Origin of the sequence: Rhizobium sp. CFBP 13726, assembly GCF_014841925.1 — a bacterium.
In the GTDB taxonomy this organism is placed as follows: Bacteria; Pseudomonadota; Alphaproteobacteria; order Rhizobiales; family Rhizobiaceae; genus Neorhizobium; species Neorhizobium soli.
This window is the reverse complement of the sequence record NZ_JACYUU010000002.1, coordinates 1,192,544-1,206,604: the sequence shown is the minus strand read 5'-3', so window position 1 is coordinate 1,206,604 and position 14,061 is coordinate 1,192,544. Positions and strand designations below refer to the sequence as shown.

The following is a 14,061-nucleotide window of genomic DNA, read 5'->3' as shown; positions in this document are numbered from 1 at the left end:
GGGGCGTTTTCCCGCCTCTCCCGTGTTGCGAGTCCCTACATCCTATGCTAGACGGACCGCGAAAGTCGGAAAGGGTGGGGTGGAGGCCTCGCTGGTTCTGATTAAAAATCAAATATTTTCAAGGTCTTGCTGATCCTCTAAAAAAGGGCGCAGCGCTTGGATGGCAATTCAGGGAAACTGTGCCCGTGGCTGACACGTCCCCGCTTATTTCCGGTGTCGCAGAGCGTTACGCTTCTTCGCTTTTCGAGCTCGCGCTCGAAACCGGTTCCATCGATAAAGTCAGCGCCGATCTCGATCGGTTTCAGGCGTTGCTGGATGAGAGCGAAGACCTTCGGCGTCTGGTTGCAAGCCCGGTGTTTTCCGCCCACGATCAGCAGAACGCGGTGACAGCCGTTGCCGAAAAGGCTGGCATCTCCGGTGCCGTTCTGAACTTCATTAAGGTCGTTGCCGGAAATCGCCGTCTGTTTGCGCTTCCGGGCATGATCCGCAGCTTCCGCCAAATCGCTGCCGAGCATCGTGGCGAGGTTACCGCAGAGGTAACGTCTGCCCACGCGCTCACCCCAGCGCAGGAAACTGAACTTAAGTCGGCGCTGAAGGGCGTCACCGGCAAGGATGTGACAATCGCCGTTACGATCGATCCGTCGATCCTCGGTGGCCTGATCGTCAAGGTCGGGTCGCGTCAGATCGATACGTCCCTTCGCACCAAACTTTCCACCCTTAAGCTTGCATTGAAAGAGGTCGGCTGATGGATATCCGTGCAGCGGAAATTTCCGCAATTCTCAAGGACCAGATCAAGAACTTCGGCCAGGACGCCGAAGTCTCTGAAGTCGGCCAGGTTCTGTCCGTCGGTGACGGTATCGCTCGCGTTTACGGCCTCGACAATGTCCAGGCTGGTGAAATGGTCGAGTTCCCGGGCGGTGTCCGCGGTATGGCGCTGAACCTCGAATCCGACAATGTCGGCGTGGTTATCTTCGGCTCCGACCGTAACATCAAGGAAGGCGACACCGTCAAGCGGACCGGCGCCATCGTTGACGTTCCTGTCGGTCCGGAACTGCTCGGCCGCGTCGTTGACGCGCTCGGCAACCCGATCGACGGCAAGGGCCCGATCAACGCGACCCGCCGTTCGCGCGTCGACGTCAAGGCTCCAGGTATCATCCCGCGCAAGTCGGTTCATGAGCCGATGTCGACCGGCCTCAAGGCCATCGATGCTCTGATCCCGGTTGGCCGCGGCCAGCGCGAGCTCGTCATCGGCGACCGTCAGACCGGCAAGACCGCGATCATTCTCGACGCGTTCCTGAACCAGAAGGCCATTCACGAGAACGGCCCGGAAAACGACAAGCTGTTCTGCGTGTACGTGGCTATCGGCCAGAAGCGCTCGACGGTTGCCCAGTTCGTCAAGGTTCTCGAAGAACGCGGCGCACTGCCTTACTCGATCATCGTCGCTGCGACGGCATCCGACGCTGCACCGATGCAGTATCTTGCTCCGTTCGCCGGTTGCGCGATGGGCGAATACTTCCGCGACAACGGTCAGCACGCGCTGATCGCTTATGACGACCTTTCCAAGCAGGCCGTTGCATATCGTCAGATGTCCCTGCTGCTGCGTCGTCCTCCGGGCCGCGAAGCTTACCCGGGCGACGTCTTCTATCTGCACTCGCGTCTTCTCGAGCGCGCTGCCAAGCTCTCCGACGAGCGTGGCGCCGGTTCGCTGACGGCTCTGCCTGTCATCGAAACCCAGGGTAACGACGTTTCGGCGTTTATTCCGACCAACGTGATCTCGATCACCGATGGCCAGATCTTCCTTGAAACCGACCTGTTCTACCAGGGTATCCGTCCGGCCGTTAACGTCGGTCTGTCGGTGTCCCGCGTTGGCTCGGCCGCGCAGATCAAGGCGATGAAGCAGGTTGCCGGCTCGATCAAGGGCGAGCTTGCCCAGTATCGTGAAATGGCTGCGTTCGCGCAGTTCGGCTCCGACCTCGACGCCTCGACCCAGCGCCTGCTCAACCGCGGTGCACGCCTGACCGAACTTCTGAAGCAGCCGCAGTTCTCGCCGCTGAAGACCGAAGAGCAGGTTGCGGTGATCTTTGCTGGCGTCAACGGCTACCTCGACAAGATCGCGGTTTCCGATGTCGGAAAGTTCGAGCAGGGTCTGCTCTCCTACCTTCGTTCCGAAGGCAAGGCGGTTCTCGAAACGATCCGCAGCGAGAAGCAGGTTTCCGACGACACGAAGGCAAAGCTCAAGGCAGCTCTCGACAGCTACGCCAAGTCTTTCGCCTAAAACGGATCTAGATCGAGGACCGATAACGGATGCCTTCACTTAAGGATCTGAAAAACCGGATCGCCTCCGTCAAGGCGACGCAGAAGATCACCAGGGCGATGAAAATGGTCGCCGCTGCGAAACTGCGCCGTGCACAGGAGGCGGCCGAGGCTGCCCGTCCTTATGCGGAGCGTATGACCAAGGTGTTGGCCAGCCTCACGGCTGCCAATGCCGGCAATGCCGAAGCACCGCTTCTCTTGTCCGGGACTGGCAAGGATCAGGTTCATCTCCTGATCGTTGCGACCGGCGAGCGTGGTCTGGCGGGGGGCTTCAACTCCTCGATCGTCCGTCTGGCACGCGAGCATGCGCTGAAGCTGATTGCACAGGGCAAGACGGTCAAGATCCTGACCGTCGGCCGCAAGGGCAACGACGTGCTTCGCCGTACGTTCAAGGACAACATCGTCCACTACGTGACCTTCCGCGAAGTCAAGCAGCTTGGTTTCGTCCAGGCCGACGAAGTGGCCCACAAGGTGCTCGAGCTGTTCAACGCCGGCGAATTCGACGTTGCGACGCTTTTCTTTGCGCGCTTCCAGTCGGTTATCGCGCAGGTGGCAACTGCCCAGCAGATCATCCCCGCAAAGTTCGACGTCAGGGATGCAGCACAGCCGGATGCCGGTTCTGCCGCACTTTACGAATACGAGCCGAGCGAACAGGAAATCCTGGAAGACCTGCTGCCGAAGAACATCGCAGTGCAGATCTTCCGTGCACTTCTTGAAAACAACGCTTCCTTCTATGGCGCGCAGATGTCTGCAATGGACAACGCGACGCGCAATGCCGGTGACATGATCAACAAGCTGACGCTCTCCTACAACCGTCAGCGTCAGGCACAGATCACCAAGGAACTCATCGAAATCATTTCGGGCGCGGAAGCGCTCTGAGGTAAAGAAAGAGGGTAATAATCATGGCTACCGCAACGGGCACGTCCCTCGGCAAAGTGACCCAGGTTATCGGCGCTGTCGTCGACGTGGCGTTCGACGGCGAACTGCCGGCGATCCTCAACGCGCTTGAAACAGAGAACAACGGCAACCGCCTCGTTCTCGAAGTCGCGCAGCATCTTGGTGAAAACCAGGTTCGCACCATCGCCATGGACTCGACCGAAGGTCTTGTTCGCGGTCAGCGCGTTACCGATACCGGCGCTCCGATCACCGTTCCGGTTGGTCCTGAGACGCTCGGCCGCATCATGAACGTCATCGGCGAGCCGGTCGACGAAGCTGGTCCGCTGATCACGTCGGGCAAGCGCTCGATCCACCAGGAAGCACCGTCCTACGTCGAGCAGTCGACCGAAGGCCAGATCCTGGTAACCGGCATCAAGGTTGTCGATCTGCTGGCTCCCTATTCCAAGGGCGGTAAGGTCGGCCTGTTCGGCGGCGCCGGCGTTGGCAAGACCGTTCTCATCATGGAACTGATCAACAACGTCGCCAAGGCGCACGGTGGTTACTCGGTATTTGCTGGCGTGGGTGAACGTACCCGCGAAGGCAACGACCTTTACCACGAAATGATCGAATCCGGCGTGAACAAGCATGGCGGCGGCGAAGGCTCGAAGGCAGCTCTCGTTTACGGCCAGATGAACGAACCGCCGGGCGCCCGCGCTCGCGTCGCTCTGACGGGTCTGACGATCGCTGAAGACTTCCGCGACAAGGGCCAGGACGTTCTGTTCTTCGTCGACAACATCTTCCGCTTTACCCAGGCAGGTTCCGAAGTGTCGGCTCTTCTCGGCCGTATTCCTTCGGCCGTTGGTTATCAGCCGACGCTTGCGACCGACATGGGTCAGATGCAGGAACGCATCACCACCACGACCAAGGGTTCGATCACCTCGGTTCAGGCCATCTACGTTCCCGCCGACGACTTGACCGACCCGGCTCCTGCAACCTCTTTCGCCCACTTGGACGCAACGACGGTTCTGTCGCGCTCGATCGCTGAAAAGGGTATCTACCCGGCTGTGGATCCGCTCGACTCGACCTCGCGCATGCTCGACCCGCTGGTTGTCGGCGAAGAGCACTACGAGATCGCTCGTAAGGTTCAGACGACGCTTCAGCGCTACAAGGCTCTGCAGGACATCATCGCCATCCTCGGCATGGACGAACTGTCCGAAGAGGACAAGATGACCGTTCAGCGCGCCCGCAAGATCGAGCGCTTCCTGTCGCAGCCATTCTTCGTCGCCGAAGTCTTCACCGGTGCGCCGGGCAAGCTGGTCGCTCTCGAAGACACGATCAAGGGCTTCAAGGGCCTCGTTGCCGGCGAATACGATCACCTGCCGGAAGCTGCCTTCTACATGGTCGGCTCGATCGAAGAAGCGATTGAAAAGGCCAAGAAGCTTTCCGAAGCTGCTTGATCCTATAAGACGGCGCGCGGGACATGATCCGGCGCGCCATTCCTGCTTGAAACACTCGAGGGAAGTGGACCTTGATGGCCGACGCTTTCAAATTTGAACTGGTATCGCCCGAGCGCCTGCTCGTGTCGGAGAATGTCTCCGAAGTGGTGATCCCGGCAACGCTTGGCGAAATGACGGTGCTTGCCAACCATGCGCCGACGATGACGACGATCAAGCCGGGCGTCGTGTCCGTGAAGCTTGCCTCGGGTCAGGTCACCAAATACGTCGTCTTCGGCGGTTTTGCCGATATCGTCCAGGACAGCTGCACGCTGCTGGCGGAATCCGCTGTGCCGGTAACCGAACTGAACCAGGACACGCTGCAGAAGCGCATCGATGCCACGCAGGCTGCCATCGACAACGCCAACAGCGACGAGCACAAGACGAAGCTTGAACAGTTCCTGTCCGAACTGACACATCTGAACGGCATCGTCGTTCCGGCCTGATTTTTCAGAGTCCGATATAATTTACGAAGGGCGGTCCATCGGGCCGCCTTTCGCGTTTTTGCGCTTTCGGTGCCTATGGGTTTCCGAGCAGGTGCTGGTGGAGGCGAGCGGCGCCCGGTGTGAGCGAGCGATAGCGTGGCATGCCGAGATAGTAGCCATAGCCCGTATCGAGCTGGGCGGTGCCAAGTTCCACCAGTGTTCCTGATGCCAGCTCCTCGGCAATCAATCCTCTGCTGCCAAGCGTCACGCCCTCGCCTCGAAGGGCGGCATCTATCGCCAGTGAGTAGGTTGAGAAGGACAGGCGCGGCTTGATTGCCGCCTTCGGTGGCTTCGGCAGGCGCGCGAACCATTGCCTGAGCGAAATCCAGTGGGCGTTGGCCCGCTCGTAATCGATCAGGTCCAGCTGTGTCATGGCGTCTGCCGTCAGCGACGCTGCATCCAGCCCCCGTCTTTCCACATAGGCGGGGGAGGCGACGGGGACGAGGCTTTCCCGGATCAACAAAGTGAGGTTCCACCGCGGGTGTTCGCCGGCGGCATAGAGGATGACGAGGTCGTTGGCTTCCGAGGCCAGTTCCGACGGCACGTCGGTTGTGAGCAAACGCACGGAGACAGACGGGCTCTCATTGTCGAAATCCTTCAGGCGCTTGCCGAGCCACAGATGGGACACCGAGCTGCTGGCGGCGATCGAGATGGTTTCCCTTCCGCCGCCCCGGAACGGCTCCAGACTTTCCTCCAGATATTCCAGCGTTGCGCGCACCCTTTGGGCAAGCCGGTCTCCCTCCGATGTCAGGCTGAGATTGCGGCCGCGCCGCGTGAAGAGTTTTGCGCCGAGTTGGTCTTCCAGCCCCTGGATACGCCGGCTGACGGCGGCCTGGGTGATATGAAGCTCACGACCGGCGCGGGAGAAATTCATGAGCCGGCAGGCGGCATCGAAGACGCGGAAGGCTTCCAGCGGAATTCTGTCCAGCATCGACGTCTCCATGATCTGAAGTCATCATTAAGCCTGAAAAACTGATGGATTTGAAGATGTGAAATTGTGTTGCACACTCACGGCTAGCGTTCCTGTCAGGGTGTTTCCGTCATGCAGTTTCAGACGTCATCAGTACCAGATATCCGCTTCGGCTCCGGCCTGTTTGGCGATCTCGCCTCCGCGGCCAAGGGCTTCGAAGACGTGGCGATCGCAACCGTGGTCATGGACGGGTTTCTGGCGTCGACAGGTATCGCCGCAGCACTTGCGGATGAGTTGGTCGCCGCCGGGATCGAGCCGCGACACTATTGCGATTTCTCGGGCGAACCCAAACTCGCGCATCTTCGCGCGGCAAGTGAACTCGCAAAGGGTTCCGATCTTGTCATCGGTATCGGCGGTGGATCGGCGCTGGATATCGCCAAGATTGCTGCCTGCTGCGCCGCGTCCGGCGAGGACCCGATGCATTATGCGCTGGCCGCCAATCCGCTTCCACGCAACCCCCTGAAGAAGATCATGGTGCCGACGACGGCGGGCACCGGCTCGGAAACGTCTGCGACCAATATCTTTGCCGGGCCGGAAGGCAAGAAGCTGTGGATCTGGGGAGGGGAGACCAAGGCTGATCTCGTCATCCTCGACCCGGAGCTCACCATTTCGCTTCCGCCGCACCTGACGGCGTGGTGCGGCCTGGATGCCTTTATTCACGCTTTCGAGGCGGCAACGAACCGCAACACCCATGCCGGCGCGAAACTCTATGCCCATGAGGCCATGCGGCTTGTGGCAGGCTCGCTGGAAACGGCCGTCAAGGCTCCTGATAATCTCGATGCGCGCGGCAAGGTGCTGCTGGGCTCCTGCTATGCCGGTATCGCGATCGACAACTGCGGCACGGCTATCGCCCACAATATCAGTCATGCGCTGGCCGGGCTTGCGCCGGTTCATCACGGGCTTGCCACAGCGCTCGGCTTCGAGGCGACGCTTTCTTGGCTGTGCGATGTCGACACGCCGGACCTGAACGATGCGGCCCGGGTGCTGGGCCTTGCCGATGCGCAGGCGCTGCCCGGGTTCGTTTTCGACCTCATGGATCGCTGCGGAGTGCAGCGCTCGCTGCCGAAGGCGTTCGAGGCCTTTTCGGGTGCAGACCTTGCCGCCGAAATGCTGGCGCCGGAAAACCAGCCGATGCGGCGCTCGACCGTTCGCGAAGTTTCGGACGCCGATATCGATGCCATCGCGAACACGATCATGGCGCTGCCGAAGACGCTTTAGGAACAGGGACACTCCGATGACCACGACCTATACCCGCGACTATTGGGAAAGCGCGCTTTCCACGCTCAAGCTCGAAGGCCGTCTTTTCATAGAAGGCGACTACCGCCCGGCGCAGTCAGGCGAGACCTTCACCCGTCCACGCCCGATGGACGGCAAGCCGGGTGTGGCACTCGCGCGCGGGGTCGGCGTAGATATCGACGCCGCCGTCGCGTCTGCCCGCGCAGCCTTCGAAAGCGGTGTGTGGCGCAAGAAGGAGCCGCTCGAGAAAAAGAAGATCATGCTCCGATGGGCCGAACTCATTCGTGCCCATGCGGAAGAGCTGGCGATGCTGGAAACGCTCGATGTCGGCAAGCCGGTTCTGGCCTCGCTCAATGTCGATGTCCGCCTCTGCGCCGATGGCATCCAGTATTACGGCGAAATGATCGACAAGCAGTATGACGAGGTCGCACCGACCGGGCCAAATGCCCGGGCCCTGGTGCGAAAAGTGCCGCTTGGCGTGATCGGTGTCATCACGCCGTGGAACTACCCGATGATCATTGATGCCTGGAAGCTCGGTCCCGCAATCGCGGCCGGCAATAGCGTCGTCCTCAAACCGGCCGAACAGTCGTCGCTTTCGGCGCTCCGGCTTGCGGCACTGGCGGTGGAAGCCGGTCTTCCGGCCGGCGTGTTCAACGTCGTCACCGGCTACGGCGAAGAGGCGGGCAAGCCGCTGGCGCTGCATATGGATGTGGACATGATCGCGTTCACCGGTTCGACCGAAGTCGGCAAGCTGATCATGGGGTATGCAGCCCAATCCAACGTCAAGCGCGTGGCGCTTGAGCTCGGTGGCAAGTCGCCCATCGTCGTGTTCGAGGATGCAGACCTTGATGCCGCAGCATCTGCCGCCGCGTGGGGATGCTTCTACAATGCCGGCGAAACCTGCCATGCCGCGACCCGCCTTCTGGTGCAGCGCTCAGTTAAGGAGAAGCTCATCGCAAAGATCGAGGCGGTGACGGCAAGCGATATCGCGTTGGCCCATCCGTTCGAGCCTTCGTCCCAGATCGGCGCGCTGATCGATGAAGCGCATATGGAAAAAGTACTCGGCATGATCGCTGCCGGAGAGACGGAGGGTGCCAAACGCGTCTTCGGCGCCGAACGCGTGCTTTCCGAGACGGGCGGCTTCTATATCTCGCCCGGTGTCTTTGTCGACATGACCAACGACATGAGCCTGGCGCGGCAGGAGATATTCGGACCCGTCCTTGGTGTGATTCCCTTCGATACGGAGGAAGAAGCTCTCCGGATTGCCAACGATACGATCTACGGTCTGGCCGGCGCGGTCTTCACCAAAGACATGGACCGCGCTCACCGCATTTCGGAAGCGATCCATGCGGGCACCGTGTGGATCAACACTTATGACATGGCGAATTTCTCGACACCCTTCGGCGGGTTCAAGCAATCCGGTTTCGGACGCGACCGCTCGGTGCATGCGATCGACAAATACTGCGACTACAAAACCATCTGGCAGCAGTTTGGGTAGGAAGGCCCTCTCTGGCCTGCCGGCCATCTCCCCCACAAGGGGGGAGAAGACTCGTGGCGGTCGCTCGTCTGGAATTGATCTCCGGCGTTGCGGCGGGTTAAAGCCCTCCCCCTTGTGGGGAGGGTGGGGAGGGGTCTTCGTCAGTCCGGCAACATCAGCGGAGGAAAGCCATGAGCCGTATCGCATCGATCGAGATCACCCATCATCGCCTGCCGCTCGATCCAGCCTTCAAGGCGAGCTGGGATGGCAGGCCGCGGCATCATTTCGACGCCACGATCGTGCGCGTCAGGGACGACGAGGGCCGGGAGGGGATCGGCTCGGGCGACCTGATGAAGGGTTTCAAGGGTCACGAGGACCTGTTCATCGGCCAGGACCCTCGCCATCTGGAGCGGCACTACGAGGTGCTCTCGCATATCAACTTTCACTATGGCCGCTGCTGGCCGCTGGATCTGGCGCTTTGGGATCTGTCGGGTAAGATCAATGGAGAGCCCGTCTGGCGCATGCTCGGAGGCCGCTCGGACAAGGTGCGCCTCTACGCATCCTCGGGCGTGCTGCGCGATCCACAGGCGATGGCGGATCAGGCGGAGCGTTACGTCGAGGAAGGCTTTCCGGCCATGAAGGTGCGCTTCTCGTCCTCTGCCGGCGGACGGTCGAGCTGGCGGGATGACATCAAGGCGCTGGGAGCGATCCGTGCCCGCGTCGGCGATCGCCTGGAACTGATGGTCGACTGCAATCAGGGCTGGCGCATGCCCTGGGATACGACACTGCCATGGACGTTCAAGGATGCACTTGCGGTTGCGAAGGAACTGGAAAGGCTCGACATCTACTGGATGGAAGAACCGCTGTTCCGGTCCGACCGCAAGGGCATGCGAGCGTTGAAGGAGGCGACGTCGGTGAGGATCGCGGGCGGCGAGATGACCCGCGAGCTCTCGGAATTCCGCGATATCATCGAGGAGCGTGCGTTTGACGTGATCCAGCCGGATGTTGCGCTGGTGGGCGGCATTACCGGTTGCCGGCGCCTCGTCTATCAGGCGCGGGAGGCGGGGGTGACGTTTACGCCGCACAGCTGGACCAACGGAATCGGCGTGCTCGCCAACGCGCATCTGACTGCCGGCGTGGGGGATGCGCCTTTCCTCGAATACCCTTACGACAATCCGGAATGGAGCGGGGCGCGGCGGGATTATCCGATGGCTTCGCCGCTGAAGCACAGTCACGGCTGGCTGACACTCGGCGATGCGCCGGGTCTCGGCATCGTGCTGGACGAGGATCGTCTCGCGTCAACCCGGATTGCCTGATCCCAGGCCGTCTGCACCCTGAGTTCGCAGAGCCTGCGGTCTACCAGCGTCGACCAACGAAGAGGTGATTGACGACGCCGAAATCTCCTGCGCAATCGATTTCTTTTGCCGCTATAAGTTGCCGGCAGAGTGATTTGATAGGATGTGGCGCCGGAAGTTCCGGCAATTCAGAGCCATATCGTGTGGGAGCGGGCTTTGATCGACAAGCTGGAATTCTTCATTGCGCTGGCACGGGAAGGCCATTTCGGTCGGGCGGCCGAGGAATGCGGCATTGCCCAGCCTTCCCTGTCGGCGGCGATCCGGCACCTCGAAGACAGTCTCGGCGTCCAGCTCGTGGTGCGCGGTTCGCGCTATCAGGGCCTGACGCCCGAGGGACAGCGCGTGCTGGAATGGGCAAAACGCATTGTAGGCGACGCCCGCACGATGCGCGAGGAAATGCGCGCCGCGCGCAAGGGGCTTGCGGGCCACATCCGTCTTGCCGTCATCCCGACGGCGCTTGCCATGGTGCCCAGCCTGACGGGGCCTTTCCAGACCCGGTATCCGGATGTGACGTTCTCGGTCGTGTCTCGCACATCGCTGCAGATCCTGACGCAGCTCGACAATTTCGAGATCGATGCGGGCATTACCTATCTCGACAACGAGCCGCTCGGTCGTGTCGTCAGCATTCCGCTCTATTCAGAAAGCTACAATCTCGTCACGGCCGACGGCACGCCTCTTTCCGACCGTAAACAGGTGACCTGGACCGAAATGGCCGGGTTGCAGCTCTGCCTTTTGACGCCGGATATGCAGAACCGCCGGATTATAAGCCAGCACCTCGCGGAAGCCGGCGTGACGGCGAGGCCGATGCTTGAATCCAATTCGATGGTGACGCTGCTGGCGCATGTCGGTACCGGCCGCTGGGCCAGCATCATGCCGCAGAACGTGGCCGAGTCCTTCGGCTTCTCGCACAATATCCGAACCATTCCGATCGTGGAGCCGCATGTCAGCCATACGGTTGGTCTCGTTGCTCCGCATCGTGAACCCAATACGCCACTGGTTTCAGCGCTGCTCCATGAAGCGCGCCTGCTCGGAAAGTCCTGATGTCCACGTTGAATGATGAACACAAGGGCGGCATCGCGCCGACCGTTTCGCTGGCTGAAACGTCCTATCGCGATGGGCTCGTCAAGGAAACGAGCCGGTTCGTACCCGAAGAGGTGCCGATCGCCTTTTCCTACGGTGGCTCAACCCAGGCGGTGATGATGGGCACGCCTGCCGATCTCGAGGACTTCGCGGCCGGTTTCACGCTGACGGAAGGCATCATTGCTTCCATCGCCGAGATTGAAGGGATCGAGGTGCTCCAGGAGGGCGACGGTCTCGATGTTCAGGTCACGCTTGCCGAAGACAAGGAAGATGCTCTGCGCGCCAGACGACGCCATATGGCAGGACCCGTCGGCTGCGGCCTTTGCGGCATCGAATCGATCGAGCAGGCGATGCGTCCGGTGCCTGATGTCTCCGGTGTCGACATGCTTCTGTCAGCCGCCGACATTGCGCGTGCCAGCAACGCGCTCAATTCCGCCCAGCCGTTGCATGCCCAGACTCGCGCGGTTCACGGAGCCGGTTTCTACGTCCTCGGCGAGGGACTGGTTGCGGTGCGCGAGGATGTCGGTCGGCACAATGCGCTCGACAAGCTTGCGGGCGCCGTGATGCGCGCAGGCCGCACGGGCGCCGAAGGCGTCGTCGTCGTTACCAGCCGCATCTCGGTAGAAATGGTGCAGAAGGCCGCCATTCTCGGTGCCCCAGTCTTGATCGCCATATCGGCGCCGACCGCACTGGCCATCCGCACGGCGGACGCCGCAGGCATGACCCTTGTCGCACTCTCACGCGGCGAGGATTTCGAGATCTTCTCGCATCCGCACCGGATCCGTTTCGAGTAAGCCGAGGTTGCCTGAACGCCGCCCCGGCTGCTCTTGAGGGTGTGTCTCAGAAATCTTCCCAGCCACCGGCGGTTTTCAGATTGCCTTGAACCATGCGCAGCGGCGCCACGTTGGCTGCTGCCGGCGTATAGTTCGACTCCGGCCTGCGGACCTGTGAGGTGACGGAGCCGATATCGAATTGGCTGAGCAGAGCCTTCAGGCTATCGGCCTCGTTGGCCAGTGAATAGCTGGCAGCGGTGGTTTCCTCCACCATCGCGGCGTTCTTCTGGGTCGCCTGGTCCATGTGATTGACCGCGCTGCTGATCTCTCGCAGGCTGGTTGCCTGTTCGCGGGATGCCTCGACGATCGCGCCGACATTTTCATGGATGCTTGCCACCTGCACGAGGATTTCCTGCAATGATCTGCCGGTGCGCCCGACCAGTTCGACACCGCTGGAGACCTGATGTGCCGAGGTGTTGATCAGAGTCTTGATTTCCTTGGCGGCCTTGGCCGAACGCTGAGCGAGTTCGCGCACTTCCTGAGCAACCACGGCAAATCCCTTGCCCGCTTCACCCGCGCGCGCCGCCTCGACACCGGCGTTCAGGGCTAGGAGGTTGGTCTGGAAGGCGATGTCGTCGATTACACCGATAATGTTGTTGATCTCGTTCGACGATGCGGCGATCTCGTCCATCGCCGAAATGGCACTGCGCACGACAAGGCCGGATTGCTCGGCATTTTCCTTGGTGGCCCTGACCTGCTTGCCGGCCTCGTCGGCGCGGCTGCTGGAATCGGTGACGGTGCGCGTCACTTCCTCAAGGGCTGCTGCGGCCTGCTCAAGTGCGGCTGCCGCCTGCTCGGTGCGCTTTGCGAGCTCTCCAGATGCGTCACGGACTTCGGTTGAAGCCGCGGCAATACCGGCTGCATTCTGCGCCACGGTGCGCATGGCATCGGTCAGCTTGGCGGCGACCTCGTTGAAGTCGCTTCGGGTGGTTTCCATGCTCGGCACGAAGGGCGTATCGAGTGCCTGGTCAAGCTTGCCGTCCGCGAGATTGCGCAGGCCTTTGCTCAGCATGCCGATTGCGTTCATGCGCGGCGTCACGTCGGTTGCAAACTTGACGACCTTCGTGACCTTGCCGTTGAGATCGCGGATCGGGTTATAGGCGGCCTGGATCCAGATCTCGCGGCCACCCCTTCCGTAGCGGACAAACTCGTCGGCAATGAACTCGCCTTCCGACAGCTTCTTCCAGAATTCCGCATAGGCAGGTGACGCCGCATAGCCAGGCTCGCAGAACATCCGGTGGTGGCGTCCCTTGATCTCGGCCAGATCGTAGCCGACAGCGTTGCAGAGATTTTCGTTGGCGTCGAGGATTTCGCCCTGTGGTGTGAATTCGATGACGGCCTGCGACCGGCTGATTGCCGAAAGCTTGCTCGCGTCGTCGGCTGCCTTCAGCTTCGTGGCCGTGATATCGGTCGCGAACTTGATGACCTTGTATGGTTTGCCGTTGCGCATGACCGGGTTGTAGGAGGCCTGGATCCAGATTTCCCCGCCTGATTTGGTGATCCGCTTGTACTCCCGCGCCTCGAACTTGCCGGCAGCGAGGTCTTTCCAGAAAGAGCGGTATTCGTCGGACGCAACGAAAGCGGGCTCGCAGAACATGCGGTGATGCTTGCCTTTTATTTCTGCGAGCGTGTACCCCAGCGCCTGGCAGAAATTCTCGTTGGCATCCAGGATGGTGCCGGTCAGATCAAATTCAATAACGGCCTGCGAACGCGATATGGCGTCGAAGATCCGCGCCACATCCCCGGCTTTACCCAATCCCAGCATGATGATCCCCTTGCCGCGCCGCGTCGGACACTTGGCTGCGTACTTTTGACGCCTTTTCCCAACAGCGGGATGGTCGTCGCCCCGGGGTAATATTAGAAGGCATAAATATTAAAAAGTGATGGATGAAACCGGATTGTGAGCAAGTATTACGAAGCAAACGACAAAGGCCGCATGACTA

Annotated in this window: 12 protein-coding genes; 10 read left to right on the top strand and 2 right to left on the bottom strand. The window is 60.9% G+C overall.

What is annotated here, in order from left to right:
- Window positions 1-179: 179 nt before the first annotated feature.
- From IFT66_RS12990 to IFT66_RS12970, 5 genes are all read left to right on the top strand, one after another.
- The gene (locus IFT66_RS12990) at window positions 180-746 is read left to right on the top strand and encodes a F0F1 ATP synthase subunit delta (RefSeq protein ID WP_113111740.1); all 567 of its coding nucleotides are present in this window, start codon (window positions 180-182) and stop codon (window positions 744-746) included.
- Window positions 746-2,275 carry a F0F1 ATP synthase subunit alpha gene (atpA, locus tag IFT66_RS12985; RefSeq protein ID WP_192077825.1) on the top strand — a complete coding sequence of 510 codons (1,530 nt, stop codon included), beginning with the start codon at window positions 746-748 and terminating at the stop codon, window positions 2,273-2,275. The genes IFT66_RS12990 and atpA overlap by 1 nt, the downstream gene beginning before the upstream one ends.
- Window positions 2,276-2,304: 29 nt before the next feature.
- A complete protein-coding gene (locus IFT66_RS12980; RefSeq protein ID WP_062581712.1) occupies window positions 2,305-3,192 on the top strand; it encodes a F0F1 ATP synthase subunit gamma in 888 nt (295 codons plus the stop codon).
- Between the two features lie 23 nt (window positions 3,193-3,215).
- Window positions 3,216-4,646: a F0F1 ATP synthase subunit beta gene (atpD, locus tag IFT66_RS12975; RefSeq protein WP_062581713.1), complete on the top strand. Its 1,431-nt coding sequence runs from the start codon at window positions 3,216-3,218 to the stop codon at window positions 4,644-4,646.
- 74 nt (window positions 4,647-4,720) lie between these two features.
- A complete protein-coding gene (locus IFT66_RS12970; RefSeq protein ID WP_062462547.1) occupies window positions 4,721-5,128 on the top strand; it encodes a F0F1 ATP synthase subunit epsilon in 408 nt (135 codons plus the stop codon).
- Window positions 5,129-5,201: 73 nt separating this feature from the next.
- Here IFT66_RS12970 and IFT66_RS12965 read toward each other — a convergent pair whose 3' ends face one another.
- Window positions 5,202-6,098: a LysR substrate-binding domain-containing protein gene (locus IFT66_RS12965; RefSeq protein ID WP_174197128.1), complete on the bottom strand. Its 897-nt coding sequence runs from the start codon at window positions 6,096-6,098 to the stop codon at window positions 5,202-5,204.
- Between the two features lie 111 nt (window positions 6,099-6,209).
- Here IFT66_RS12965 and IFT66_RS12960 point away from each other — a divergent pair, with 111 nt between their 5' ends.
- The 5 genes from IFT66_RS12960 (at window position 6,210) to fdhD (ending at window position 12,079) form a co-directional block, all read left to right on the top strand.
- Window positions 6,210-7,355, top strand: coding sequence for an iron-containing alcohol dehydrogenase (locus IFT66_RS12960; protein WP_192077824.1), 1,146 nt, complete (start codon window positions 6,210-6,212; stop codon window positions 7,353-7,355).
- Window positions 7,356-7,371: 16 nt separating this feature from the next.
- A complete protein-coding gene (locus IFT66_RS12955) occupies window positions 7,372-8,871 on the top strand; it encodes an aldehyde dehydrogenase family protein (protein WP_192077823.1) in 1,500 nt (499 codons plus the stop codon).
- A gap of 170 nt (window positions 8,872-9,041) precedes the next feature.
- Complete coding sequence (locus IFT66_RS12950; RefSeq protein ID WP_192077822.1) at window positions 9,042-10,166, top strand: mandelate racemase/muconate lactonizing enzyme family protein; 1,125 nt, start codon at window positions 9,042-9,044, stop codon at window positions 10,164-10,166.
- 195 nt (window positions 10,167-10,361) lie between these two features.
- On the top strand, window positions 10,362-11,246 hold the full coding sequence (locus tag IFT66_RS12945; RefSeq protein WP_192077981.1) for a LysR family transcriptional regulator: 885 nt from the start codon (window positions 10,362-10,364) through the stop codon (window positions 11,244-11,246).
- Complete coding sequence (gene fdhD / locus IFT66_RS12940) at window positions 11,246-12,079, top strand: formate dehydrogenase accessory sulfurtransferase FdhD (RefSeq protein WP_192077821.1); 834 nt, start codon at window positions 11,246-11,248, stop codon at window positions 12,077-12,079. Before IFT66_RS12945 ends, fdhD begins: the two co-directional genes overlap by 1 nt.
- A gap of 46 nt (window positions 12,080-12,125) precedes the next feature.
- Here the strand turns inward: fdhD and IFT66_RS12935 are convergent, their stop codons facing one another.
- On the bottom strand, window positions 12,126-13,883 hold the full coding sequence (locus IFT66_RS12935) for a methyl-accepting chemotaxis protein (protein ID WP_184654580.1): 1,758 nt from the start codon (window positions 13,881-13,883) through the stop codon (window positions 12,126-12,128).
- Window positions 13,884-14,061 lie beyond the last annotated feature (178 nt).